The organism is Pantoea sp. ABR1s (assembly GCF_057812235.1).
This window is the reverse complement of record NZ_JBSZSY010000004.1, coordinates 153,906-179,129: the sequence shown is the minus strand read 5'-3', so window position 1 is coordinate 179,129 and position 25,224 is coordinate 153,906. Positions and strand designations below refer to the sequence as shown.

Annotated in this window: 21 protein-coding genes; 14 read left to right on the top strand and 7 right to left on the bottom strand. The window is 54.2% G+C overall.

Annotation, left to right across the window (positions count from 1 at the left end; translation table 11 throughout):
• Window positions 1-18 precede the first annotated feature (18 nt).
• The 10 genes from ACXKZD_RS22000 to ACXKZD_RS21955 all read left to right on the top strand — a co-directional run bounded on the left by ACXKZD_RS22000 (window position 19) and on the right by ACXKZD_RS21955 (window position 11,498).
• Entirely contained in the window at window positions 19-1,245 is a 1,227-nt protein-coding gene (locus tag ACXKZD_RS22000; RefSeq protein ID WP_488982330.1) for an MFS transporter, read from the top strand.
• Between the two features lie 318 nt (window positions 1,246-1,563).
• The gene (gene nudI / locus ACXKZD_RS21995) at window positions 1,564-1,989 is read left to right on the top strand and encodes a nucleoside triphosphatase NudI (protein ID WP_022624355.1); all 426 of its coding nucleotides are present in this window, start codon (window positions 1,564-1,566) and stop codon (window positions 1,987-1,989) included.
• A gap of 347 nt (window positions 1,990-2,336) precedes the next feature.
• Window positions 2,337-3,971, top strand: coding sequence for a TIGR04028 family ABC transporter substrate-binding protein (locus ACXKZD_RS21990; protein ID WP_052270706.1), 1,635 nt, complete (start codon window positions 2,337-2,339; stop codon window positions 3,969-3,971).
• A gap of 12 nt (window positions 3,972-3,983) precedes the next feature.
• Window positions 3,984-4,925 carry an ABC transporter permease gene (locus tag ACXKZD_RS21985; protein ID WP_052270707.1) on the top strand — a complete coding sequence of 314 codons (942 nt, stop codon included), beginning with the start codon at window positions 3,984-3,986 and terminating at the stop codon, window positions 4,923-4,925.
• A complete protein-coding gene (locus ACXKZD_RS21980) occupies window positions 4,922-5,773 on the top strand; it encodes an ABC transporter permease (protein ID WP_033768940.1) in 852 nt (283 codons plus the stop codon). Before ACXKZD_RS21985 ends, ACXKZD_RS21980 begins: the two co-directional genes overlap by 4 nt.
• Window positions 5,770-7,389, top strand: coding sequence for a dipeptide ABC transporter ATP-binding protein (locus ACXKZD_RS21975; protein WP_033787060.1), 1,620 nt, complete (start codon window positions 5,770-5,772; stop codon window positions 7,387-7,389). Before ACXKZD_RS21980 ends, ACXKZD_RS21975 begins: the two co-directional genes overlap by 4 nt.
• Window positions 7,386-8,393, top strand: a complete 1,008-nt coding sequence (locus ACXKZD_RS21970) for a putative FMN-dependent luciferase-like monooxygenase (RefSeq protein ID WP_033787062.1) — start codon at window positions 7,386-7,388, stop codon at window positions 8,391-8,393. The genes ACXKZD_RS21975 and ACXKZD_RS21970 overlap by 4 nt, the downstream gene beginning before the upstream one ends.
• Complete coding sequence (locus ACXKZD_RS21965; RefSeq protein ID WP_172608642.1) at window positions 8,390-9,490, top strand: alkylhydroperoxidase domain protein; 1,101 nt, start codon at window positions 8,390-8,392, stop codon at window positions 9,488-9,490. The genes ACXKZD_RS21970 and ACXKZD_RS21965 overlap by 4 nt, the downstream gene beginning before the upstream one ends.
• Window positions 9,491-9,492: 2 nt before the next feature.
• Complete coding sequence (locus ACXKZD_RS21960; protein WP_480265552.1) at window positions 9,493-10,632, top strand: amidohydrolase; 1,140 nt, start codon at window positions 9,493-9,495, stop codon at window positions 10,630-10,632.
• 20 nt (window positions 10,633-10,652) lie between these two features.
• The gene (locus tag ACXKZD_RS21955) at window positions 10,653-11,498 is read left to right on the top strand and encodes a VOC family protein (protein ID WP_488982329.1); all 846 of its coding nucleotides are present in this window, start codon (window positions 10,653-10,655) and stop codon (window positions 11,496-11,498) included.
• Between the two features lie 70 nt (window positions 11,499-11,568).
• Here ACXKZD_RS21955 and fhuE read toward each other — a convergent pair whose 3' ends face one another.
• Window positions 11,569-13,791, bottom strand: coding sequence for a ferric-rhodotorulic acid/ferric-coprogen receptor FhuE (fhuE, locus tag ACXKZD_RS21950; protein ID WP_033787070.1), 2,223 nt, complete (start codon window positions 13,789-13,791; stop codon window positions 11,569-11,571).
• Window positions 13,792-14,234: 443 nt separating this feature from the next.
• Between fhuE and pagP the strand changes: the two genes are divergently transcribed.
• The gene (gene pagP / locus ACXKZD_RS21945; protein WP_033768928.1) at window positions 14,235-14,804 is read left to right on the top strand and encodes a lipid IV(A) palmitoyltransferase PagP; all 570 of its coding nucleotides are present in this window, start codon (window positions 14,235-14,237) and stop codon (window positions 14,802-14,804) included.
• A gap of 18 nt (window positions 14,805-14,822) precedes the next feature.
• On the opposite strand, the gene ACXKZD_RS21940 is transcribed toward pagP, so the two are convergent.
• Window positions 14,823-15,929 carry a tyrosine-type recombinase/integrase gene (locus tag ACXKZD_RS21940; protein ID WP_488982328.1) on the bottom strand — a complete coding sequence of 369 codons (1,107 nt, stop codon included), beginning with the start codon at window positions 15,927-15,929 and terminating at the stop codon, window positions 14,823-14,825.
• A 307-nt stretch (window positions 15,930-16,236) separates the two neighbouring features.
• Between ACXKZD_RS21940 and ACXKZD_RS21935 the strand changes: the two genes are divergently transcribed.
• Both ACXKZD_RS21935 and ACXKZD_RS21930 read left to right on the top strand, forming a co-directional pair.
• Window positions 16,237-18,411, top strand: a complete 2,175-nt coding sequence (locus tag ACXKZD_RS21935) for a TonB-dependent siderophore receptor (RefSeq protein WP_187496395.1) — start codon at window positions 16,237-16,239, stop codon at window positions 18,409-18,411.
• A 291-nt stretch (window positions 18,412-18,702) separates the two neighbouring features.
• A complete protein-coding gene (locus ACXKZD_RS21930; protein ID WP_488982348.1) occupies window positions 18,703-18,924 on the top strand; it encodes a hypothetical protein in 222 nt (73 codons plus the stop codon).
• Window positions 18,925-19,238: 314 nt separating this feature from the next.
• On the opposite strand, the gene ACXKZD_RS21925 is transcribed toward ACXKZD_RS21930, so the two are convergent.
• The 5 genes from ACXKZD_RS21925 to ACXKZD_RS21905 all read right to left on the bottom strand — a co-directional run bounded on the left by ACXKZD_RS21925 (window position 19,239) and on the right by ACXKZD_RS21905 (window position 23,831).
• A complete protein-coding gene (locus ACXKZD_RS21925) occupies window positions 19,239-19,502 on the bottom strand; it encodes a hypothetical protein (protein ID WP_376716421.1) in 264 nt (87 codons plus the stop codon).
• Window positions 19,503-19,815: 313 nt separating this feature from the next.
• The gene (gene fetB, locus ACXKZD_RS21920; RefSeq protein ID WP_488982327.1) at window positions 19,816-20,595 is read right to left on the bottom strand and encodes an iron efflux ABC transporter permease subunit FetB; all 780 of its coding nucleotides are present in this window, start codon (window positions 20,593-20,595) and stop codon (window positions 19,816-19,818) included.
• On the bottom strand, window positions 20,582-21,250 hold the full coding sequence (gene fetA, locus ACXKZD_RS21915) for an iron efflux ABC transporter ATP-binding subunit FetA (protein WP_010247035.1): 669 nt from the start codon (window positions 21,248-21,250) through the stop codon (window positions 20,582-20,584). Before fetA ends, fetB begins: the two co-directional genes overlap by 14 nt.
• Window positions 21,251-21,553: 303 nt before the next feature.
• Window positions 21,554-22,042 carry a hypothetical protein gene (locus ACXKZD_RS21910; protein ID WP_010247034.1) on the bottom strand — a complete coding sequence of 163 codons (489 nt, stop codon included), beginning with the start codon at window positions 22,040-22,042 and terminating at the stop codon, window positions 21,554-21,556.
• A gap of 430 nt (window positions 22,043-22,472) precedes the next feature.
• Complete coding sequence (locus tag ACXKZD_RS21905; protein WP_488982326.1) at window positions 22,473-23,831, bottom strand: esterase-like activity of phytase family protein; 1,359 nt, start codon at window positions 23,829-23,831, stop codon at window positions 22,473-22,475.
• Window positions 23,832-24,136: 305 nt separating this feature from the next.
• On the opposite strand from ACXKZD_RS21905, the gene ACXKZD_RS21900 reads away from it, so the two are divergent.
• Window positions 24,137-24,736: a hypothetical protein gene (locus tag ACXKZD_RS21900; RefSeq protein WP_022624377.1), complete on the top strand. Its 600-nt coding sequence runs from the start codon at window positions 24,137-24,139 to the stop codon at window positions 24,734-24,736.
• The last annotated feature ends 488 nt before the right edge of the window (window positions 24,737-25,224 follow it).

Here is a 25,224-nt window from a genome sequence, read left to right as displayed (position 1 = left end):
TTATCGCAGGTATCCGTAATGGTTTCTTTCGAACCGGTCGCGCAACTGACCCGACGACATCTGATTTTTCCGCTGTCGCTGGTGTTGTTTGAGTTCGCTACCTATATCGCTCACGACATGATCCAGCCCGGCATGCTGCTGGTGACTCAGGAATTTAAGGTCGGGCCGGAGTGGGTCTCTACTTCGCTCACCGCCTATCTGGCCGGTGGCATTATGCTGCAATGGCTGCTTGGCCCCCTCTCTGACCGTATCGGGCGGCGTCCGGTGCTACTTAGCGGCGTGGCCTTTTTTATGCTCTCGTGTGTGGCGACGCACTGGGTGCAAAGCATTGAGCAGTTCGTCCTGCTGCGTTTTCTGCAGGGCGTCAGCCTCTGTTTTATTGGCGCGGTAGGCTACGCGGCGGTGCAGGAGGCGTTTACGGAATCGCTCAGCATCAAAATGATGGCGCTGATGGCCAACGTCGCCCTGCTGGCCCCGCTGGCCGGTCCGCTGGCGGGCGCGGCTTTTCTTACCGTAGGTGAATGGCGCACCCTGTTCTGGCTGATTGGCGCTGTCGCGGCGCTGGCGCTGGCGGGTCTGTGGTATGCGATGCCCGAAACCGCAGGCGACCGGCAGAAACCGCTGTCGCTGCGATCGATTATCAGCGGTTACGCGGCGTTGCTGAAGGATCGTCAGGTGATGCGCGGCTCGCTGGCCATCGGACTGGTCACTGTGCCCTGCATCGCATGGGTCGCATTGTCGCCGGTGATATTAATCCACGATGCGGGACTCAGCCGCATCGGCTATGCGTTGTTACAGCTGCCGGTCTTCGCCGCCATGATTGCGGGCAACCTGACGCTGGGACGCTTATCCAGCCGTCTGCCCATTGAACAGCCGTTACGGCTCGGTGCCTGGCCGGTGGTCTGCGGGCTGGCAATCGCAGTAACCGCTACCGTGCTAAATCCGCAAAGCTATCTGTGGCTGACTGCCGGAATTAGCCTCTACGGCTTCGGTGCCGGGCTGGTCAGCGCCGGACTCTATCGCATGACGCTTTTTTCCAGCAGCGCCGGAAAAGGCAGCGTGGCGGCGATGCTCGGCATGGTGAGTATTCTGATTATTGCGCTGGGCATTGAAGCAGCCAAAACCGCCTATTTTAGTTACGGCACCGGCGGCTTCAGTGTGGTGAACCTGATCTGCGGTCTGCTGTGGCTGGTTCTGGTCAGCGCTTTTCTGCGTGCAGGCCAGCGGAAATTGTGCACGGAATAATCGAATATATTTAGCAGTGCGATATAGTACTTGCCCGCACTGCTAACCATAAAGAATCCGATTACGGCATCATTAAAGCGTGATCGCCGCACCATACCCTTACAATTCCCATGGTTATAATCTTTCTGATTTGAGGATTCTTAAGAGTGCTTCCTGGTTTTTATAACAGGAATGCCACTTTTGTGACATCGGTGTCAGAAGCATTGTCTCGCTAAGCTGTTGAGCGGTAAGTATGACCAGAAAAATGACAAAACAACTATCGGCCTTCTGAACCGCCCATTTCAGATCTGGAATTTTTAACATCAATAAGGAGAAGTAATGCGACAGAGAGTCATTGTGTGCCCAGTCATTCAAAATGAGGGTAAATATTTGCTATGTAAAATGGCATCTGACAGGGGTGTTTTTCCTGGACAGTGGGCTTTGCCAGGCGGCGGAATGGAGCCAGGTGAAACAATCGAAGAAGCATTAAAGCGGGAAATCAGGGAAGAATTAGGCGAGGCGCTCAAGATAACAAATATCACACCCTGGACGTTTCGGGATGATGTCAGAATCAAAACCTATTCTGATGGAATGACTGAAGAAATTTATATGATCTATCTTATCTTTGATTGTCTGAGCGCAAACCGAACAATAACCTTCAATGAAGAGTTTCAGGAGATTATCTGGGTAGAACCTGAGGCTTTAAAAAACATTGATCTGAATGAAGCCACCCGGATTACGTTTAGCCAAAAAGGACTTATCTGAATATGCATTGCAGGAACTCCTTAAAAGTCTATCGATAACTTAAGTACGATTTTAGCTAAACGGGGCAGTGCTTATGCAATGGAAAACTTCAGCGTTTTCTGGCATGTCCAGTGTTTCAACACTGCCTCATCTTACACTCTATTCATGGGTTCCCTGCTCTGGCAATGGATGCCGATTTACACTTTGAACGTTTATCTTAGGTCATCCCATTCAGACTAATATCAACCACCCAATCCCGCATTTATTTTTTTCAGATAAGCTTTGACCAAATCGTTACTTTATCTGTGTGTTGCGTCATTCGATGATGATTCCGCCTGCTGAGGCAATTGATAACAAAGGAATTCACCATGAAGACGTTATTTCCCCTTAAACCACGCGCACAAACGCTGGTTTTTACTTTACTTGCCGGGACTCTGACCTTTAACGCGGTGGCTGCACCGGTCAAAGGCGGTACGCTGATTTATCTTGAACAGCAGGCACATACCAACCTCTATCCGCCTGCCGGCGGCTTTTACCCTAATGGCGGCATTCTCAATCAGATCACCGATAAATTAACCTGGCAGAATCCCGAAACGCTGCAGGTTGAACCCTGGATTGCGGAAAGCTGGACCACCAACGCCGACAAAACCGAATACACCTTTAAATTACGGCCTGGCGTGACTTTTTCCGATGGCACACCATTAGATGCGAACGCGGTGGCGAAAAACTTTGATACCTACGGGCTGGGAAATAAAGCGCTGCGCCTGCCGGTATCGGAAGTGATTAATAACTATGAACGCAGCGAAGTGATCGACCCGCTGACGGTGAAATTCTATTTCAAAAAACCCTCACCCGGATTTTTGCAGGGCACCGCCACCATTGGCTCTGGCCTGGTCTCGCTGAGTACCCTGGCGCGCAGTTTCGATCAGCTGGGCGATGCCCGTCACATCATCGGCTCCGGCCCGTTTGTGGTCAGTGATGAGAAACTCGGTCGGGAGGTGGATCTGGTAGCGCGTAAAGATTATCAGTGGGGACCGAAAAACATTCAGCAGCAAGGTCCGGCCAATCTGGATGCGATAAAAGTGATCGTGACGCCGGAAGACAGCGTGCGTATCGGTGCACTGCTGGCGGGCCAGGCAGGCCTGATCCGTCAGGTACAGGCCTACGATGAGAAGCAGGCTAAAGATCAGAACTTCCCGGTTTATGCCGCGCCGACCCGTGGTGTAAACGACAGCCTCAGCTTCCGTCCGGATAATCCGCTGGTCAGCGATATCCGGGTGCGTCAGGCGCTGCTGCACGCCACCAATGCCAAACAGGTGGTTGAGACGCTCTTCTCGCCGAACTATCCGCAGGCAACTTCGGTCGTGGCGACCACCGCCGCCGGCTACGTCAATCTGGCGGACAAACTCACTTTTGATCTGGCAAAAGCGAAGGCATTGCTGGACCAGGCGGGCTGGCAACCGGGTGCCGATGGCATCCGTGAAAAAGCAGGCCAGCGACTGGCGCTAACCGTCTATGAATCACTGCCGCAGCCGCAAAACAAAGAGGTGCTGCAACTGGTGGCACAGCAGTGGCGCCAGGCGGGCGTCGCCCTCAGCGTTAAAGCGGGCGATGCCGGCAGCAAAACGCTGGATAACCTCGACCCCCTTAAGACCCCGCTGAACGTCACCGAAGTCGGCCGTGCCGATCCCGACGTGATCAAAAGCAGTTTCTACCCGGCTAACCGCGACAACCTGCTGCAGAAAGGCGGCTCCAGCGACAAAGTGAAAAACTTCCGCGATGACAAACTGAACCAGCTGCTGGTCGCCATCTCCGCTGAAGTTGACCCGGCAAAACGGTTACAGCTGACCGGTGACGTTCAGCGGTATCTGTTGGATCAGGCCTATGTGATTCCGATCTTCGAAGAGCCGCAGGTCTATGCCGGTGCGCCCTGGCTGAAAGGGGTCAGTTTTGAAGCGGTAGGCCGTCCGGCACTCTATGGCGCCTGGCTGGAAAAACAGTAACCGGAGGTGAGGATGCGTCATTATCTGCTGCAACGTGCTGGCCTGGGTGTATTGGTCCTGTGGGCCGCGTTTACCCTGTCGTTTGTGCTGCTACAGGTGCTGCCAGGCGATGCGGTCCTGATCAAGTTTCAGAATCCGGATCTCGGCCTGAGTCCGCAGCAGATTGCTGAGATGCGTCAGGCCTATGGCGCGGACAGCCCGCTGTGGCAGCAATATCTGCACACGCTGGCGGCGATGCTGCACGGCGACTTCGGCTATTCGGTGCAGGCGGGCGTGCCGGTCAGTGAACTGCTGACCAGCAATCTGCCTGGCACGCTGCGACTGGCCCTGTGCGGCTTTTTGCTGGCGACACTGCTGGCATTCGTGCTGGCGACACTGTCGCGGCTGCCTGCCCTGCGCGGCCTGCGTAATCTGCTGCAGTCACTGCCCGCGCTGTTTATCTCAGTGCCGACCTTCTGGCTCGGCATAGCCCTGATTCAGCTCTTCTCATTCCAGCTGCGCTGGATCCCGGTAATCAATCCCTCACCGTGGCAGGGACTGATTCTGCCCATTATTACGGTCGCCGTGCCGATCTCAGCGCCGCTGGCTCAGATTCTGTTGCGCAGCATCGATGAGGTTTCAACCCGGCCTTTTGTGGCGGTGGCGCGCGCCAAAGGGGCCAGCGAGCACTCTGTGCTGTGGCGGCACATCCTGCGCAACGCCATGCTGCCGGTGCTCACCGTGGCGGGCCTGCTGCTGGGAGAACTGATTGCCGGTGCGCTGATCACCGAAACGGTGTTTGGCCTGGGCGGTCTGGGACAGCTGACGCAGCAGGCGGTGAACAATCAGGATGTGGCGGTGTTGCAGGCGGTGGTGATGATCTCTGCGCTGGGTTTTGTGGTGATCAACCTGCTGGTGGATCTGCTGATGCCGCTGTTTGACCCGCGCTTACAGCTGTTACGAGGTGCAACATGAGTCTGGTTGATTACGCTGCTGCGCGGCAACCCGTGGCGGCAAAGAGGCGCACTTTACAGTTTTCGCCGGGCCTGTGGCTCGCCGTTTCAGTCATGCTGCTGGCCGTACTGGCAGCCCTGTTCCCGGCCCTCTTTACCCAGGCCAGCCCGATTGAAGGAATTGCGGGTGCACAGCGACTCGCACCGCAGGCCGGACACTGGCTCGGCACCGATCAGCTTGGCCGCGATCTTTTTGCCCGCATCGTTTACGGCGCGTCCCATTCGCTCTCCGCCGCCGTCATGGCGGTGGCGATCGGACTGCTGGCAGGTACCGCGCTGGGTCTGGTGGCAGGAGCTATCGGCGGCAAAACTGAATCAATTGTGATGCGCGCAGTGGATGTCCTGCTGGCGATTCCGGCGTTGCTGCTCTCTCTGAGCGTACTGATTTTACTCGGCTTCGGCACCCTGAATGCCGCATTAGCAGTGGGCATTGCCTCCATCGCCAGCTTCGCCCGACTGGCACGCGCCGAAGTGGTACGCATCCGTCACAGCGAGTATGTCGAAGCGGCTTACGGCAGTGGCGGCCGCTTTTTCAGCGTGCTGTGGCGTCACATTCTGCCCAATGCGCTGACGCCGGTGATCGCCTATGCCGCCCTGCAATTTGGTCAGGCGATTCTGGCGCTGTCGACTCTGAGCTTCCTCGGCTACGGCACCCCACCGCCGGTGCCGGAATGGGGTCTGTTAATCGCTGAAGGGCGTAATTATCTGGCTACCGCCTGGTGGCTGACCACTTTTCCTGGTGTGGTGGTGGTCGCTGTGGTGCTCGCAGCCAACCGCATCAGCCAGCAACTTTCAGGAGGACGCCGATGAGCGCTCAGCCGTTACTCGCGGTCAACAATCTGACGCTAAGCTATCGCAGCGGCAACCGTTGGCAGCCGGTGGTACATAACGTCAGCTTCGAGCTGCAGCCCGGTGAGATGGTGGCGCTGGTCGGGGAGTCCGGCTCCGGTAAAACCACCACCGCACAGGCGATAATGGGTCTGATGGCGGAAAATGGCCGTCGCGAAGGGGGAGAGATCCTGCTCAACGGCGTGGATATCAGTCAGTGGTCGCAAAAGCGTTTCGATACGCTGCGCGGGGCGCGCATCAGTCTGGTACCGCAGGATCCCGGTAATTCCCTGAACCCGGTGAAAACGGTCGGCGAACAGGTGGAAGAGATCCTGCGACTGCACCTGAAATTACCGTCAGCGCAGCGCCAGCAGCGGGTGATTGACCTGCTGAATCGCGTCGGACTTAGCCATCCGGAACAGCGGGTTAAGCAGTATCCGCATCAGCTGTCGGGCGGCATGAAGCAGCGGGTATTGATCGCCATTGCCCTCGCCCTGCAGCCGGAGATCATTATTGCGGATGAGCCGACCAGCGCGCTGGATGTCACGGTGCAAAAGCGCATTCTCGATCTGCTGGACAACCTGCGGCAGGAATCCCGCACCGCCGTGCTGTTTGTCACCCACGACCTGGCGCTGGCGGCGCAACGCGCAGATCGTATTATCGTGTTTCGTCACGGCGAGATTCAGGAATCGGGCCGCACTGAACAGGTTATCAGCGCGCCTGCTCATCCTTATACCCGTCAGTTACTGAATGATGCGGCACCGCAGCGACCCGCCAGAGTTAAATCTGCAACCGCCCGTTTTTCTGCCCCCGCCATCCGGGCAACCGGCGTGATGAAAAGCTTTTCGCTGGGCAAACAGCAGCGTTTGCAGGCGCTGAACCAGGTCAGCTTTCAGGTTGCGCGCGGCACTACGCATGCACTGGTAGGCGAATCCGGCTCAGGCAAAACCACGCTGGCGCGCATCGTTATGGGTTTTGAAACCGCAGACAGCGGCGAGGTGACGCTGGATGGCATCGTGGTCAACGGATTACGCGGCGAGGCGCTGCGTCAGCTGCGGCGGAAGATCCAGTTTGTCTATCAGAACCCATTTGCCTCGCTCGATCCGCGTCAGACGCTATATGCAATTATTGAAGAGCCACTGCGTAATTTTGAGCGGCTGAGCCGCAGTCAGCGCCGTGAGCGCGTAGAAGCGATGACCACGCGGGTGGCGCTGCCGCTCTCTCTTCTGTCACGTCATCCTCACGAACTTTCCGGCGGTCAGCGGCAGCGTGTGGCTCTTGCCCGGGCACTGATCTGCAAGCCGGAGATTCTGGTACTGGATGAGGCGACCTCGGCGCTGGATGTCACGGTGCAGGCGCAAATCCTCGACCTGTTGCAACAGCTCCAGGCCGAACTGGGTCTGACCTATCTGTTTATCACGCACGACCTGGCGACGGTGCGACAGATTGCCGACAGCGTCACGGTGTTAAAAGCGGGCGAAGTCGCAGAGCAAGGTGACGTTGTCACGATTTTCAGTGCGCCACAGCATCCTTATACCCGGGAATTGATGGCTGCCATTCCTCCGCTTATTCCCTTAACCCACAAGGAGTCAGCATGAGCCGACGTCTCGGATTTTTTACCCGGCTGCTGGATAAGGTGCCGGCGAAACAGCGCTATCAGCTGGCCACCGAACAGATCCAGCATGCCGAACGCTGCGGATTTGATAATGCGTGGATTGCTCAGCACCATTTTCATCAGGATGAGGGTGGTCTGCCGTCGCCGCTGCTCTTCCTGGCGCATGTCGCCGCGCAGACCCGCACCATCCGGCTCGGCACCGCCATCATCACCCTGCCAATGGAAAATGCGCTGCGGGTGGCTGAAGATGCCGCAGTACTGGATCTGCTGGCAGATGGGCGGCTGGAGATAGGGCTGGGCTCCGGTGGCACGCCGGATTCGTTTTTGCCGTTTGGTCTGACCTTTGCCGAGCGCGGTGCCGCTTTTGCCGACCATCTGCATACGCTGCTCAGCGCCTGGCGCGGGGATTCACTGGGGCATCCTGATAATCATCTCTATCCCGCCGCGCCGCAGCTTGCCGGACGGGTGTGGATCGCCACCTTCTCAGTTGAGGGCGCAATCCGTGCCGCTCAGGGCGGCCATGGCCTGATGCTGTCCCGCACCCAGCCGCGCCCGGCGGGCCAGCCTGATCTGCCGCTGGATGCATTGCAGAATCCGCTGATCGATGCCTATCTTGCGGCACTTCCTGCGGGAACCCCTCCGCGCATCCTCGCATCCCGTACCGCATTCGTGGCCGATTCTGACCGCTATGCCCGTCAGGTAGCTGAACCGGGAATTCGTCAGCAGGCTGCGCAGTATCGTGGTGAATTACGCGGTGAATGCTTTGATGACCTGCTGGCGCAGTTTGATGCCCATGTTGGCGGCATCGACCAGGTGCAGCACTCGCTGGCGCAGGACAGCGCACTGGCGCGCGTCACCGACATCTCATTTCAGGTGCATTCGGTTGAGCCTTCGCATGCCGACACGCTGCGCTCGATTGAACTGATTGCCCAACATCTTGCGCCCGCGCTTCGTGCCGCTGGCGAACCTCACAGGAGAATTTCATGAATCAACCTGACGATTTGATCGCCACACTGGCAGATATCGATCCCGATTCCGAACTGGCCCATGCGCGCCAGACACGTCACGCCGCCACACAACATGCTCAGGGTAGCTACACCCTGTTGTTTAGCCAGGGTGATGAAGATTTTCCGCTGGCGGAGCGCCGTCTGCTGGCCGCTCAGGTTGCCGGCTGGCATGCACAACCCGGCCTGCAGGCGCACTACCAGCCACAGGAGAGTCTGGCCGGGAGTGTTCGGATCAACGCGGCACAGGCTTTTGCCCATCGCCTGACCTTTGAGCCGGTTACTGCTGCTCCCGCGCATCTGGAGGCTTTGAAACAGGCGGGCTGGAGCCTGCGCGGCATTGTCACACTGGCACAGCTGGTGGCGTTTGTCAGTTTTCAGAGCCGGTTGCTGGCGGGTCTGCGCAGCTTACAGGGCGATGAGGCGTCGGGTGAGGTTGCCCCGGTAGTCGCCGGTCACTGGCACGAGGCCTTACATACCGCCAGCGGCAAAACTGCCCTGACCGCGTTTACGCAACAGGAACTCGGCTGGGAGCCCTGGCTGCCGGCAAAACCGCTGACGGAATTCAGCGAGGAAGAGCAGGCGACACTGGCAAAATTCGGTCACACCGACTCCGACTATTTTCGCCTGCTGGCGCGCAATCTGCCGTTGCTGGAGCAGCGCACCCTGACCGATAAAGGCATTTTTTATACCGCAGGAGGGCTGCCACGCGCCGAGCGCGAACTGGCTGCCACCGTGGTGAGTAAGGTCAACGGCTGCATTTACTGCGCCTCAGTCCATGCGCGTAAAGCCAGCCAGCTCTCAAAGCAGGATGAAGCGGTACAGAAGCTGCTGAATGTCGCACCCGGCGCGGTGTTATCTCACGGACACACCGCGCGCTGGCAGGCGATCATCGCATTCTCAGCAGCACTGTCGCTGACACCTGCCCAGCCGACACAGTCGCAGCTCTCTGCACTGCGTGAACAGGGTCTGGATACGCTCGCCCTGCTCGATCTGATTCAATCAACCGCCTTTTTTGCCTGGGCTAATCGCCTGATGCTGACGCTGGGCGAACCTTTTCTGCCGGAACAACAGGGATAATCATGACTTTGCCTTTAACCGACCAACTGGTGCAGTGGCGTCGCGAACTGCATCAGCATCCGGAACTTTCGAATCATGAATTTGCCACCACGGAACGTATTACCCGCTGGCTGGAGCAGGCCGGGATCCGGCTGTTGCCGCTGGGGCTGAAAACCGGCGTCGTGGCAGAAATCGGTCATGGCGAACCCCTGATCGCCCTGCGCGCGGATATCGATGCGTTACCGATTGAAGAAATCACCGAACGCCCGTGGCGATCACAGCAGCCGGGCGTGATGCACGCCTGTGGTCACGACGTTCACAGCGCCGTGATGCTCGGCGTGGCGTTGCAGCTGAAACAGCAGGAAGACACACTGCAAGGCCGGGTACGGATTCTGTTTCAGCCCGCTGAAGAGACCTTTAATGGCGCACGTCAGCTGATTGATGCCGGTGCGCTGGAAGGCGTTCAGGCGATATTCGGCCTGCACAACGCGCCCGACCTGCCGCTGGGCACGCTGCGTAGTCGGGCGGGTGCGTTTTATGCCAACGTAGACCGCTTTGTTATCCGCATTGAGGGCAAAGGCGCCCATGCCGCACGACCGCAGGAGGGCATCGATTCGATTGTGATTGCCAGCCATATCGTAACAGCTCTGCAGACCCTGCCGAGCCGGGTGTTCAGCTCGCTGGAAACGGTGGTGCTGAGCGTGACGCGCTTTACCGCCGGTAATACCTGGAACGTGCTGCCACAAAGCGTTGAGCTGGAGGGCACCGTGCGCACCCACAACGGCGAAATTCGGGCGCAGATCCCGCACCGCATGCGATCCCTGATTCAGGGTATTGCCGCCGGGTTTGGTGCGACCGCCGAACTGGAGTGGACTGAAGGACCGCCGGCCCTGATTAACACGCCAGGCTGGGTGGATGTTGCGCTGGACGTTGCCCAACAGAGTGGCTATCTCGCGGAGCACGCTGAGTCGCCGCAGATGGGCGGAGAAGATTTTGCCTTCTATCTGCAGCAGGTTCCGGGGGCGTTTGTCAGCATCGGCAGTGCCAGCGAATTTGGTCTGCATCACGCCGCCTTCGATCCTGATGAAGCGTTGATTGGCCCGGCGGTGGACTACTTCACGCAGCTGGTGCCACGCGCGTTGCAGATTGTGGCGGCGCAATGACGAAAAAAAGGAGTGCTGCTATGTCAGTTCAGGTTCCACAACCGATTCTTGATCATGCTGTGATTAACGTGGCCGACCAGCTCGACAGCGCCAGCGCGCGCTTCCGAAGGCTCGGCTTTCAGCTCACTGAACGGGGTCATCACTCGCTGGGATCGAGTAATCACCTGGCTATTTTTGGTGAGAACTACCTGGAACTGCTGGGCTATGAGACGGGCAAAGGGAGCCAGCGCGCCGATCTCTGGCAGTCGCCGCTGGGATTGAGCGGTCTGGTGTGGAAAAGCAGCGATGCAGAGAGTGAGTTTCAGCATCTGCAACGGCAGGATCTGGATGGCGATCCGCCAGCGGCTTTTCATCGTCCGGTTACCCTGCCCGACGGTTCGGTGAGTGAAGCGCACTTTAGGACCGTACGGATTCGCCCTTCGCTGGTACCCAATGGCCGCAGCTTTTTTTGCCAGCATCTGACGCCCGAAGCGGTATGGCAGCCGGCATGGCAGCGTCACCCCAATGGCGTGCGTAATATCAGTGAGTTTGTGATTGTCGCGCAGGATCCGGCGCTTTCAGCGCTGGTCTATAGCCGCCTGTTTGGGGCCGCTAAAGTGCTCGCCTGTCCCGAAGGCGCCTTTGTCCTGCGCGCGGGTGTTGCCACGGTTCGTTTTGCTTCGGCAGACTATGCGCAGCAGCGATTTGGCCCGCTGCCGGAAGACTATGATGGCAGCGCCCGGATGGTCGCGCTGGGTTTTGAGACGGAAGATCTCGACCTGGTGAAACGCGCGCTGGTGAAGGGTGAAATTGCCTTTCAGGTGCAGCCCGAGGCGATTGTGGTGGAGTCGGCAGAAGGTTTTAACCTGGCACTGCGTTTTACCTGAGTGCAGATTCAGGAGGTGATGAAAAACGCCTCAACTGAGGCGTTTTTCACAGGCTTTACAACGACACAAATCAGAAAGTGTAGCTGGCGGTCACTGAGAAATTACGCGGTTCGCCGTAGACTACGGAGCTGGCCACGTTAGTGTCATACTCTTTGTCGAACAGGTTATTGAGGTTGCCCTGCAGCGACAGATTTTTGTTCACCTGATAACGGGCGAAGAGATCAACCAGCGCATAGCTGCCCTGGCGGGCACGCCAGGTGCCATTGCCTTCCGGGCCACCGACATCATTCCAGATATGTGTCTGCCAGTTCACACCGCCACCCAGCGTCAGCTGCTGCAACGTCGGCAGGCGATAGCTGCTGAACAGGTTAAAGCTGGTCTGCGGCAGTTGCGGGTTAAAGGTGCTGCCATCGCGGTTTTCCGCAATGTAGCGCGTGCCGCCCAGGGTCATCTGCCAGTTGTCGGTTAATGCGCCGTTGACTTCAAACTCCACGCCACGACTCACCACGCCTTTACGGCCAATGTACGCGACATCACCTGACCCCTGAACCGTCTGAGTGGTTGCTTCACCGACATTATTCAGCTCGGTGCGGAACACCGAAATCGAGGTGGTGAAGCGACTATCCATCCAGTCAGATTTCAGGCCTGCCTCGTAGTTTTTGCCGATAACGGGCGACAGGAAAGCGCCGCTGGCATCGCGATAGTCCTGTGGCTGGAACACCGAGGTATAGCTGGCGTAAGCCGACCAGTTTTCAGCGAAGTCATAAATCAATCCGCCGTAAGGGGTGGTGTTATTTTCTTCCATTTCACCACCAGGCGTTTCACGGTTCCAGTTGGTGTAACGGGCACCGATAATCAGGTGCAGCGGATCGGCGAGCGACAGACGGGTCGCCATATAAGTCGATTTCTGGCGAACCAGTTGGGTATCGCTGGCTGGCAGACGCGGCGTCCAGGCTGATTCCGGATACTGACCGTTAAACTCGTTGTAGTTGCCCAGCGACTCCGATGAGATATTCTCAAAGGTACTGAAGTACTTGTTATCCTGGCGGGTGTAATTGACGCCAACCATCAGCTCATGCTGACGACCCAGCAGTTCATAAGGACCGCTGGCGAAGGCATCAACGGCATCCACTTTGCGTTTACCGGTGTTGTAACCGGTCCCGCCTACCACCGGATAGTTGGCATAGGAAGAGACGCCCGCCCCGGTGTTACGATCGAAATAGCCATCAAGATAGATCTGCTTACTGTCGAGGCGCATCTCGTTGTGCGCGCCGTTCAGTGTGATGTTCCAGCCGTTGTCGAAGTCCTGTTTCAGGTTCACAAAGACTTTACGGTTCTCTTTATCGTTGTAGGCCCAGTCAGGTGCGGTGTTGTAGCCGCGTCGGGTATGTATCTGCGTGCCGTCTGTGTACCAGCGCGGTGCGCCACCCCACATGGTGGAGTCCGTATTGACCTGGCTGAATTCATAGCCGACCGAAAGCGTGGCAGAGTCGGTCAGGTCAGCGTCAACCACGCCATAGATGAACTGTTTTTTGGCGCCATAGCGCTCTATGAAGCTATTGTTATCCTGCCATCCCGCGATCAGCCGGCCACGAACATTGCCGGAGTCACTGAGCGGAGCCGAGATATCGGCCACATAACGCTGCTTATTCCAGCTGCCGTAACTGGCGGAGACAGTGCCGCCGAACTCTTTGCTGTCGGCGTGTTTGCGCACCATATTGATGGCGGCTGATGGATTACCCGGTCCGGTTAACAGACCGGTCGCTCCGCGCACCACTTCAACGCGCTCATACATTGCCATATCGGTCTGCGCATCACCCAGGTTCCAGCGAGCGGCAAAGGCAGTAGGGATACCATCGACCATGTAGTTGTCGATCATAAAGCCGCGAGCATAGTAGTTGGTGCGATCCATATCACCACTGATACCGCGAATACCGGTGGTATTTGCGAGCACATCATTCAGCGACTGGAGTTGCTGATCGGCCATACGCTGTTTACTGACAATGCTGACTGACTGCGGGACATCACGCACGGTGCCCAGCATTTTAGTGCCCGCACGGGTAACCGGTACGCTGTAATCGGTGGCGGGCGAAGCGGCTACGGCATCATCGGCTGACGCGCTGACCGTCATAGTCTGATTATCGCTGGCAGCGGGTGCGCCGGTCTCTGCTGCATGAGCAGCGTTATGCGCCAGCGACGAGGCGACGATGGCAGCCAGCAAGGAGAAGCGGAATGGACGTTGCAGAGCAGAGGTGCCCGTCGCCCCGGGGTGTTGAAGATCGAAAGCGTTCATTAATTCCTCAATTATCTTTATGTTTTTATGCTGCCACTGTCACGACCATGCTTCCTGCGGACATCGCTGCCCTGCTTATGGTTTGAGGAACCAGAAACCTTTCCCTGAGCGCCTGCGCGCGGGTGTGATGAACTTCTAAAACAAATGAGAAATATACGCATTGCGATTATCATTGCAAGATTTTGTTAGCAAACAATACGAATTTTTTCAGGGAATTGTCTGCACGTGAAAGGCGGCTGCAAGGTGATAATGGCAGGGAGGCGTTTATGGGGTCAGCGCACCTGCTGACTTGTCAGAGAAACAGGGCTGCTGCATCACTTTTGATAAAGATAAAATCCTGTAATGGCCGTTCATTGAACTGTAGTTGTCACTCCTGATGCCACAATATCTGCCTTAAATCTTTTATCACTTTATTTAACACCAGATATTGCAGGAATTCGTACGTGCGCAAAATTTCAATGCTTAAAGCGCTGATAACGACCACTGTTTTCAGTGTTTTTTCAGCCCACTCCGCCACACTTGTGGAGACCGTGAGTGCGGGCTGGGATAATTTCAGTGATAAAGTCGCCACAACCTGGCAGCAGCCTGAAGGTTACGACTTTTATCTGCCCGCGATTACCTGGCACAACCGTGCCACTTACGATCGTGAACATATCAATAAATATAATGAAAGACCCTGGGGCGCGGGCGGAGGTATCTCCCGCTACGATGAAAAAGGGAACTGGAACGGCATCTACTTAATGGCGTTTAAGGACTCCTTTAATAAATGGGAACCCTTTGGTGGCTATGGCTGGGTGGCAACCTGGCGTCCGCTGGCCGACCAGAATTTTCACTGGGGCGCGGGTTACACGGCGGGCTTTACCGCACGGCACAACTGGGATTATATTCCGGTGCCAGCGCTATTGCCGCTGGCCTCTGTCGGCTATGGCGATCTCGATTTCCAGATGACCTATATTCCCGGCACCCATAACAACGGCAACGTCTATTTTGCCTGGCTGCGCTACCACTTCTGACAGTTGCCGATATAAGCGTTAGCGTGACATTGCCATGAGCGAGAGATCGTCCAGCGTGAGGGTTTCGCCATCATAGCGATGACGCAGGAGATGGTAGCTTTCGCATTCAATAATCTGCTCAACCGCGTCCGAAAAGATAGTCATGGCGCTGCGCATCTGGCTCAGATAGTCATGAGTGTCATAGACCCGATCGATACCTTCCAGCGCATGGTTCATGATTTTTCGGGCGACGTCATTAGGCGTGTCGAGCGCTGAGAGTTTTGAACGCGCAGTCCTGCGCAGATCGCGCGGGGTAAACGCCTCCAGTCCCAGCCCACGGGGAGCGCGGATCATCCGGCGAAGTGCCTGATTCATCGCGCCTTTTGACAGCGGCTGTTGCGGATCGCGTGGCGCGGGCACCAGCCAGGGTGAGGCTGGCTCGGCGGCGCGCAGCAGTGCTTCGATGCATTGACGCATCAGCGGTGAAATGGGCAGCACATGCTCCCGCTGCGATTTATTGCGCGTACCCTGCATCCACAATCCTAATTGCAGATCGAACTCCGCTTTCTGCGCCTGCACAATTTCATCCGGCCGCCGGGCGCTGACCAGGCATAAACGCAGCGCCCAGCGCGCCTGTTCCGAGAGTGCCCAGTTATCCAGCCCGTGCCAGAACACCCAGATTTCTGCATCGGTAAGTTGCCGACTGCGCGGCGGCGTAGCGCGACCCGCGACATCACGCTTTTTCATTGAAGCTATGGGTGAATGATCGAGATAGCCCTGCATCTCGGCCCAGGCAAGAAATTGTTTGGTCAGCGCGAACACCCGCCGCGCCTCCTCTTTTTTACCGTCGGCGATCAGAATGTTATAGAGCCGGTTAAGGCGTAAGCGGTTCAGCGTTTTGAGTGGCTGCGAACCGATGTTCGGCAGGACATGTTTCAGCAATGAGGAGATGGCGATCTCAGGACGACGCCGACTGATCAGCAGCGAGAGTTTTACCCAGACCTTCATCACCTGCTCCACCGTGCCTTCATCGCCAAAATTATCCAGCTCGCTAAGTGAAGCCTTTTTAACCTGCTCCAGCCAGAGCAATACATGGCGGCCTACGTGGGCTGAACGCGCAGGGATCTGTGTCAGATCTGGGGTCACATTTATACCTGTTTGTCACTGCAGAGCGGGCCATTCTATCCATTGTTTATCTATGACTCCAGACCTAATAAGTCTGGAGTCACAAAGACGCGTTCTGATGAAATCTGAGGAAGTTTTCGGGTGATGGTTAACAAGTAAGACTAACGTCACTTCTCCCTTCTGGTCACGGTTATGGCGAATAAATAGCCCATTGTTATGGAATGTAAAGGTGGCTTACCGCGATATACAATGATAACTATTATCATTATCATACGCATTTGCTTACATGCCTTAATACTTCAGGGAGATTTTCTAAGTGAATGTAACCATGCGTGTCCATAAGCGCCCTGTTGCGCTACTGCTGGCCGGTTTATTGAGTACCTCTGCTAACGGCGCTAATCAGGAAGAGACAGAAAAGCTGGCTGATGATGAGACGATGCTGGTCACTGCTGAACAGGAGCTGAAACAGCAGCCTGGCGTTTCGGTGATCACCTCGCAGGACATTGAGAAAAACCCGCCGGTCAACGACCTTTCCGACATTATCCGTAAAATGCCAGGCGTTAACCTTACCGGCAACAGCGCCAACGGCGTACGCGGTAACAATCGTCAGATCGATATTCGCGGCATGGGGCCGGAAAATACGCTGATTCTGATTGATGGTGTGCCGACCACCTCGCGCAATTCGGTGCGTTATAGCTGGCGCGGCGAGCGCGATTCCCGCGGTGACTCAAACTGGGTACCACCAGAAATGGTTGAACGGATTGAAGTGATTCGTGGACCGGCGGCAGCGCGTTACGGTTCCGGCGCGGCCGGTGGCGTGGTTAATATCATTACCAAACGCCCGACCAATGACTGGAGCGGATCGCTGTCGCTTTATACCAACCAGCCCGAAGATGATAAAGAAGGCGCAACCCGCCGCGCTAACTTTAACCTGAGTGGTCCGCTGGCGGGCGATGCTCTGACCATGCGGCTCTATGGCAACATCAACAAAACCGACAGCGATGCTTTCGACATTAACCAGTCGCACAATGGCTCCGGCGCCGCCGGTCGCGAAGGCGTTCGCAATAAAGACATCAACAGTGTGCTGTCGTGGAAGATTACGCCATTACAGGTGCTGGATTTCAGTTACGGATACAGCCGTCAGGGCAACATTTACACCGGGGATACCCAGTACAGCAACGGTGCCGGTAATGCCTTGATCGAATCTCTCGATGGTTCAGAAACCAACCGTCTGTATCGTCAGACCTGGGGCCTTGCGCATAATGGCATCTGGGACTGGGGACAATCTAAGCTCACCTTTAACTATGAAAAAACCAATAACACCCGCCTGAATGAAGGCACGGCGGGTGCGGGTGAAGGCCGGATCAACAGCAACACGTTCTCAACCAGTCGCTTTGAAAGTTACCGGGCAGGAGGCGAAGTCAGCTTCCCGCTGGAACTGCTGCGTGAACAGACCGTTACGCTGGGAGCCGAGTGGAACCGTGATGAGCTGAACGATCCAAATTCTATGAACGGCACCAGTGCGCCTGGCGTATCCATCGACGGTGTCAGTGGTGATGCTGGCAGCCGCAACAGTAAAAACAGCGCAACGCTGAGCTCACTCTATTTTGAAGATAATATTGCTGCGACCGATAGCACTGAAGTGATCCCCGGTCTGCGCTTTGATTATCACGACACCTTTGGTGCGAACTGGAGTCCGTCGCTCAATATTTCTCAGGCTCTGGGAGAAAGTTTTACCCTGAAAGCGGGTATCGCCCGTGCGTTTAAAGCCCCTAACCTTTATCAGTCCAGCGAAGGCTATTTACTGGCGACGCGGGGAAATGGCTGTCCGATCAACGTTACCCGTGGCAGTTGCTATCTGCTGGGCAATGAAAATCTCGATCCTGAAGTCAGCGTAAATAAAGAGCTGGGTATCGAGTTCAGTCAGGATGGCTATATTGCGGGTATCACCTGGTTCCGCAATGACTATAAAAACAAAATCGTCTCAGGGACGGAAGTATTGGGTTACGCCTCAAATGGCAACAATATCCTGCAATGGAGTAACGGCGGCAAAGCGGTAGTCGAAGGTCTGGAAGGCAATTTCACTATCCCGCTGGTCAGTGACGAGCTGGAGTGGCGGACTAACGCAACTTATATGATCGAGTCGAAGGATAAAAAGACCGGCAATCCGCTGTCGATTATTCCTGAATACACGATCAATACAATGCTGGACTGGCAGGTGACGCAGGATTTCTCCACTAATCTGAACTGGACGATGTATGGCCGTCAGAAACCACGCCAGTATGCGGAATCCCGCACAGAAAACAATTCAATGTCGAATCGCGAAGTTGGTGCTTATTCAGTATTTGGGGTCAATTTTAATTATGACATCACCAAAAATCTGCGTGCCAATGCCGGGATTAATAACCTGCTGGATAAACAGCTATATCGCGAAGCTGATGGTGCATCAACCTATAACGAACCGGGACGCGCTTATTATGCCGGGCTGACAATGTCCTTCTGATCTGCAGCAGCGCTTCCCGGTGGAGGCGCTGTTTTATCTTCATCGACTAACCTCCGGTTTACACTCTCCCCGTTTTATCTTCTCAATGCTGATCTCTGGCTGCCGCTTAACGAGCCGGAAAGTATCTGGCTCACGGGTATGGCATTAAATACTTACATTCCCTCTGGAAAGCGTAACGACAGGTAACTAATGTCGTGATTCCTGTATCCCGGCCAGCGAAACACCCCAGAGTGCGGCTATGCTCTGTCGGGTTCAACCTGCAACTATAACTAACTATCAGGATATTAAGTGATGAAAAAATTATCAGTTATCGTTATTGCTACCGGACTGTTTTTGTCGGTGAATTTACAGGCTAATGCCCAGGGCTGTCTTAAGGGAGCCGCAGTAGGCGGCGTCGCAGGTCATGTTGCTCATCATGGTGTGGCCGGTGCCGCAGCGGGCTGCACAGTCGGTCATCATATGGCGAAGAAAAAACAGAAAGAGGCTGAGCAAAATCAGCAGTCTCAAAAATAAGCTGAGGTTGTAGCATCGATGTAAATCAGCCGATTACCGGGCAATGATGATGTCCGGTGATCGCTGAGTGATGAGCATCCTGAGTCTGTTGCATTATTAAAGTACGGCGCATTAAGGGCAGCCGGTTACGGGAATGATAATTTATCAAGAATTAATGCCAGTATATGGAAATTTAATAGCAGGTAGCCCGCGTTTTATAATGATTAATCCACGATATTAATAGCAACAGACTTAAGCCATGACGGGCTATTCAGGCAATTTACTTAGCTGACCATTTCACTCTTCCCGACTATAAGATTCATACGCTAAACTTTTTAAGCATCATGACTATTACGCCAGTCATCGACCATTTCCTTTGAAATCTCTTTTTTATAACAGACAGGTGCATATCCGCCCTGCTTGCTCCATGCGCTTCGCCTGCCACAGCTACTGCCATTGCGTGCAGCGTTAAAAGGGCATGCGCAGACACCTGGATAAGAGGCGATTGAATCTTCGATAATGAGCTGTCGGATTTGGTCATCGGACTGCTTCGATGTTTTAGCTTCAGACGCGCCAACCCAAAAAATGCTTATGGCCATAACCAGAGAAACGACGATTTTGCTGTTATTCATGATTCCCTCCAGAAGTGAGGAGGATAGTTTAACGCAGTGCAATATAATGCAATGCCTGGAATAAGAAGCATTGCATCGGCTATTCTGGCAGATGCTCTCGCACTACAAGCCTGCCCCTGCTTTAGCGAGCCAGAGAGGGCTTTTTATAACAGCCCAAACGGAAGCTTTCCTGAAAACTGCCAGAACGGATAGCAGGAATACAAATTAACAGGCTGCTATTTACTGATAGCAGCCCTTATTCCTCACCAGCTATAACCTTCAGATCCGCCAATCAATTTCGCTAATCCAGCGATCTATCCGATATTTTTAGCTGCGCCCTGGCATTATAAAAACGACGATAGGATAAATAGACAGCAATGATCGTTGACAGACTGGCAGTTCCTATCAGCATAAACGTAACCATAATCTGATACTTAATCGCCTTGAGCGGATCTATTCCGGCGAAAATCAGTCCGGACATCATCCCTGGCAGGCTGACCAGTCCGACGGTTTTGGCAGCGTCCACCGTCGGCATCATGGCTGTACGAATGCTGTCGGCAATGATGCGGCCCGATGCCAGCTTCACCGATGCGCCAAGGCTCAGCATCTCCATAATTTTCTGCTGGTTGTCTCTGAAGCGCTGGTTCAGGTTGCTGTAACAGAGCCCTACTGCGACCATGGCATTACCGGCGATCATGCCCGTGATGGGGATGACCTGCATCGGAACAAACGCTATCGCTCCGCTCAGCACCAGAATCGTCAGCGTGATAACGGTGCCACTAAAAATAGCGACAAACGATATCGTAAAGGCGTTAGCAATATTTCGTCCGCGTTTACGGGCGTTGATCGCGGCATTAACGCAGATAAACAGCACCATCAATACCGTGAGCCAGCTGTTATTAACATCGAAGATCGACTTTAATACAAAGCCGACAATGACCAGCTGAATTATCGCCCGGGATACACTCCAGAGAATATCTTTGCTCATGCCGAGCTTTTCTTTCTGGCTGATAAGCAGCGCTATAGCCACCAGCGTCAGTGACATTAACAGCGAGGTGTCACTGATATTATGCTGATTCACGCTTATTCTCCTTTTCTGGCGGCTCAAGCCGAAGCACCTGCTCAGCCTGCTGGATATCGTTAACGTCATGGCTAATCCGCACCACGGCTACCTTTTCTTCAGCTGCGATCCGGTTAATCAGTGAAAGTACTGATAGTCTGTTCTCTTCATCAAGGGCGCTGGTGACTTCATCCAGCAACAGCACCTCAGGCATAAACTGCAGATTGCGCAGTAGTCCGACACGCTGTTTTTCTCCGCCTGAAAGTTGTTCAACAGGTTTATTCAGCATATCCGGAGAGAGATTTACGCTTTCCAGCGCAGCAACAAGTTTGTCCCGCTGAGGTTTCTGACGTCGAATCTGCCATGGCAGCGCCAGGTTGTCATATACCGTCTGACCAAACAGTTGCGGCGTCTGAAAACAGTACGAGACCTGCTGGCGATAGGCCTCTGCTCTCAGCGTGGTGATATCACTGTTCCTGAAGAAAAGTTGCCCGGAGGTGGGGGTAATCAGCGAAGCAAGGATTTTGAGGAAGGTACTTTTTCCGCTTCCGGATGGGCCGGTCAGCAAGACGCAATCACCCTGATATAACTGCAGGGAGACCGGTTTCAGTAGCTGCCTATCCCCGACTGAAAAAGCGACATCCTGCACATCCAGCAGGAGTGAAACTCTGTCCATATTTGCGCCTCAGGACCTGACAAATTGAGTGTTGGCAGTATCAAAAAAAGCAGGAGTTACCCTTCATAGGCAAATTACCGGTACTGCATGTTGCAGCGCACTCACACTGCTGGCGTGGGCGCTGCAAGGCAAATGTACATCAGGCTATGAAATATAAGGCATTTAATTGCGGCTATGCATTTTCTGAGTAAAAAAATAAATGTGTGAAGGTGTCCGCCAGCCAAAACTCAATATGATCCTGCACGAGGAACGTGGCAGGCATCGGGTTTAAATCAGAGTGGCAGACACGCTGCCACCCGACACTTATTTGTTTTTCCAGCTGGTAGAGACCGGGTTGGTTACGGTGTTTTTTTCCTGAGTATAGGTGCCGTTCTGCTGCGCAATGGCTTCACCGGTATCCACAATGGCATTCTGAATAAAGACGTTCTGCTCGTCACCCCTGATAAAAGTTAACTGATGAAAAGCCGTTTTATTGCCCCAGTCAGCAGAAGGCAGAGAGATAAAACGCACCGTGAAAGTTTCATCATCAAACTTGCCCTGCATGACGTAAACACCGTAGTGGTTTTCGCCCTGAGAAATGATTTTATAGGTACCGTTGTCGTAATAATAAATCTCCGCATCCGGAAACGGCTTTTTGTCATACATTTTTCGGTAGTGCAGCACCTGTTTGATGGTGGGCTGGCCGAAGCTGACGGCGAGGTTTTTACCATCTGCTGACGTCGTCAGACCTTCAGCGTGAACACTGCTCATCAGCATTAACAGACTTGTAGCGGCCATTGCGGTTGCTTTCACTCTCTTTCTCCTCAGCGGATTACGGGGACAACAAGCGTATGAGACCCCAGAACTTACACGGTGGTGAGTATCTGTTGAAGAGGCAGATAACATATTATTACACAATGTTATAATCACGCCCTGCAACCTGGCGACTTGAGCCGTAGTTGACCGGGTTACCCGATATCGAAAGCGCTCGGATGCAGAAGGAAGCGGTTATCGCATTAAAAATAAAAAATAAACGCCAGGCTGACGTTTAAAGTTCGCCAGTGACGCTTAATGCCGCAACGCGGTGGAAAGCTGTTTAACTGCTTAAACGAATATCGGTCTGCTGCCGGCCGCTATAACAAAAAGGCGCAGACCGATCTTTCGCTGGCAAATCCGGGCTGAATCCTGCTCTTTTACAGAAAATCAGGCACTAAGCGCAGACAGCCCAGGGCAAGGGGAACGTTTATTTCAGCGGTTCCGGCAGCGTTACGATCCACAACTCGCTGTCCGACTCCGGTTTCTTCAGCGGCTTCACGCCGATCGTCGTTGCAACCGGCTCACCCTCTACAGTAAGTTCCCCCTTTTCGTTCAGCCGATAATCCTTGCGCTTCTTACCTTCCACCGGATTTTGCATGACCGTTTTCACGCCGAAGTCATTGTCATTGGCGACCGCCAGGGTTTTACTGTCGATAAGCGCCAGTCCTTCGGCCTTCTCCTGCTGCCAGCCGAGTTGACGTAAATCGACCACCAGCGTTTTAGCTGCGAGCTTAATGCCTCGCTGCGCCAGCGCTTTCTCGTTGTCAGCCTCCGGATACTCACCAGGCTGATCGAATGCGGCAAGGTCGGTAGCCGCACTGAGATCCACCTTATAGATAAGGTTGCGCATCGCGTCGTTTTTATCGCTGCCTTGTTCAATCAAGAGAATATGCTGATTATCGAGCGCCACGATATCGCCAATTTTGGCGTCGCTGTTTTTACTATAAGCCTGGCTGTCGATAGGGTATCCATACATCGCGGTTTTCCCGGTCGCCGGATCGAAGCTCACCAGCCGGGTAAAGCGCGCCTGCTTTTTACTTTTACCGTTGATATCCAGCGTACTCTGCACCGCGGCGATGATGCGCCCGTCCGGCATACGGGTAAGCCCTTCAAAACCACGATTAGGCTGACGCCACTTAAGAATATTAGGCAGTCCGCCCGCAATGGATTTTTCCCCTTCATTAGCCTGCGGCCCGTGAATCGCCAGAATCTTGCCGCGTTGATCAACGTTAATCAGAAACGGGCCATATTCGTCGCACAACCAGTACCCGCCCTTCCCGTCCGGCGTAATTCCTTCCGTATCCAGACCACGGTTATCGCCCTTCAGCACTTTCAGTGTGTCGCTTAACGCGACTTCATTGGTTGAGCCGATGACACCATCCTGTAGCGGCAATCCGTTAATATTGCCCTTGTCGTCATGCAGCGGTCGGGCATCCGTGGCTTCTGCTTTGCCGTTCTGCACCCGAATATTCATCAGCAGCGGAGCGAAGTCTGGCGTGACGAAAATTTTTGACTCATGTTTGCCCACATCGGGTGAGTCGGCATTCGGCCCACGATCGGTGACGGTCGCGAAGGTGAGCGCATCCCCCTGCTTACCGGTAAAAAGCAAACCGGAGCCGATTCCCACCGGCAAACCATCCGGAAACGCACTGGCGAACGCGCCGCTGTAGCTCACGCGCGTACCTTCCGGAAAACTGACGATATAGTGCTCAGCCTGAGGTTGCGCCGCAAGACCAGAAAACGAGAGCGCACAACTGATAATCAAAGAAATCGTTTTTATTTTCATAATATTAAAATCCATGAGGGAAAGCTGACAGCGTAAAGAACATAAATGACAGGAAAATGATATTTGCGGTAAAAACGGACAGCTAACAGGTTGATTTTGCCACCGTTAAGGCGCCGACTGGTGAGGTGGTGAACGTTGAGTGAACGTTGATTTGTGCGCAACGCTGTCTGCTCAGTGCCAGGATCTGACATTGGCAGAAAAATGATTTTTATTCATCACCCTATTGCTATCATTATGCACTTCCGGATGTGAACCACAGTTGAGAAAGCTTGCGGGCTACTCACTTTTCAAAAAAAGGATTTGATATGTTTATGCGCCGTGCTTCTCTGTTTTTAATGTCAATGATGGCTATATCCCAGGCCCAGGCTGCTAACTTGCGGGCTGCCGATGTAATCACCTTTGATGTTGCCGGGGTAAAAACCGGTATGGATTATGATGAAGCCGTAAAAGCCATGACTGAGCACTTTCATGTGCCAGCATCATCGTTAGACGTTGATAAATACCCGGCTCTAAATGTGGTAACAGGAGATAAGCAGCCACAGTATATTGCTTACGAAAAAAACGGCGTCAAACTGCTTGTACATTTTGAAGGCCGTGTTCCTGCAGATCCGAAACATGCGCTGGCTGTGTCTCAGATTTCTTACGAGCTCCCATACTCCACTGAGAATAAAAATGCCATGGCCAAAGCCGCCGTTGAAAAATATGGTGTCCAGTCAAATGCACCTTATACACCAATGGTTTGGTGTAAAGCGCCCGGAAAAATGGCAACCATGGCATGCGGCCCGGATCCTGAGCAGCCGGTACTGAAATTATCAGGCACATCCCTGGAGATGAATGACCCATCGTGGACAAATGCCCGTATTAAACTGATGGACAGTAAACAAACCCGCACACCTGGTTTCTAAAGTGACTGATGCCGCCAGATGATCTTCTGGCGGCTAAGTGCCAGACGCTGATCATGGTTTTATGACAAAGGCTGAAGAGCAGCAGGTAATATTCAGGCGAGATGATTATCAAACGTGATGCGGGACAGATCTGCACAAAGCCAGCTCAGATAAGCTTTCAGTCCTTATTGAAAATTTTTATAAAACATACACAGAGCCTCAGCCACCAGCAGGCTGGCATTTCCTAATGACTTTAATCTGACTCAACGCCCATAACAAACCTCTATCAGACACATGATTTCTTAAAGTCCAGGCTGATAAAAGATGACAAGGCCATACTCTCTGCAATGAGGTGGTGAGTAACTCCCAGAGCCAGTTTGCATACGGAAATGTGTACTCGCTCCGGAAGAATTTTCATAGGTTGAAACTGCGAACTGAACTGATGTTCTGGTTACAGTAAATCAAAGACAGGCTGTACATCCCTGTATTTACCTGTGGTAAGTGTTCAT

Bases quoted from the DNA above. Each gene is read 5' to 3' on its own strand.
- ACXKZD_RS21925 (WP_376716421.1), bottom strand. From the start codon at position 19,502: ATGGCCATAAGCATTTTTTGGGTTGGCGCGTCTGAAGCTAAAACATCG.
- ACXKZD_RS21960 (WP_480265552.1), top strand. From the start codon at position 9,493: ATGACTTTGCCTTTAACCGACCAACTGGTGCAGTGGCGTCGCGAACTG.
- ACXKZD_RS21900 (WP_022624377.1), top strand. From the start codon at position 24,137: ATGTTTATGCGCCGTGCTTCTCTGTTTTTAATGTCAATGATGGCTATA.
- ACXKZD_RS21970 (WP_033787062.1), top strand. From the start codon at position 7,386: ATGAGCCGACGTCTCGGATTTTTTACCCGGCTGCTGGATAAGGTGCCG.
- ACXKZD_RS21965 (WP_172608642.1), top strand. From the start codon at position 8,390: ATGAATCAACCTGACGATTTGATCGCCACACTGGCAGATATCGATCCC.
- ACXKZD_RS21990 (WP_052270706.1), top strand. From the start codon at position 2,337: ATGAAGACGTTATTTCCCCTTAAACCACGCGCACAAACGCTGGTTTTT.
- ACXKZD_RS21905 (WP_488982326.1), bottom strand. From the start codon at position 23,831: ATGAAAATAAAAACGATTTCTTTGATTATCAGTTGTGCGCTCTCGTTT.
- ACXKZD_RS21955 (WP_488982329.1), top strand. From the start codon at position 10,653: ATGTCAGTTCAGGTTCCACAACCGATTCTTGATCATGCTGTGATTAAC.
- fhuE (WP_033787070.1), bottom strand. From the start codon at position 13,791: ATGAACGCTTTCGATCTTCAACACCCCGGGGCGACGGGCACCTCTGCT.
- fetA (WP_010247035.1), bottom strand. From the start codon at position 21,250: ATGGACAGAGTTTCACTCCTGCTGGATGTGCAGGATGTCGCTTTTTCA.
- ACXKZD_RS21975 (WP_033787060.1), top strand. From the start codon at position 5,770: ATGAGCGCTCAGCCGTTACTCGCGGTCAACAATCTGACGCTAAGCTAT.
- ACXKZD_RS21980 (WP_033768940.1), top strand. From the start codon at position 4,922: ATGAGTCTGGTTGATTACGCTGCTGCGCGGCAACCCGTGGCGGCAAAG.
- ACXKZD_RS22000 (WP_488982330.1), top strand. From the start codon at position 19: ATGGTTTCTTTCGAACCGGTCGCGCAACTGACCCGACGACATCTGATT.
- ACXKZD_RS21930 (WP_488982348.1), top strand. From the start codon at position 18,703: ATGAAAAAATTATCAGTTATCGTTATTGCTACCGGACTGTTTTTGTCG.
- nudI (WP_022624355.1), top strand. From the start codon at position 1,564: ATGCGACAGAGAGTCATTGTGTGCCCAGTCATTCAAAATGAGGGTAAA.
- ACXKZD_RS21985 (WP_052270707.1), top strand. From the start codon at position 3,984: ATGCGTCATTATCTGCTGCAACGTGCTGGCCTGGGTGTATTGGTCCTG.
- ACXKZD_RS21935 (WP_187496395.1), top strand. From the start codon at position 16,237: ATGCGTGTCCATAAGCGCCCTGTTGCGCTACTGCTGGCCGGTTTATTG.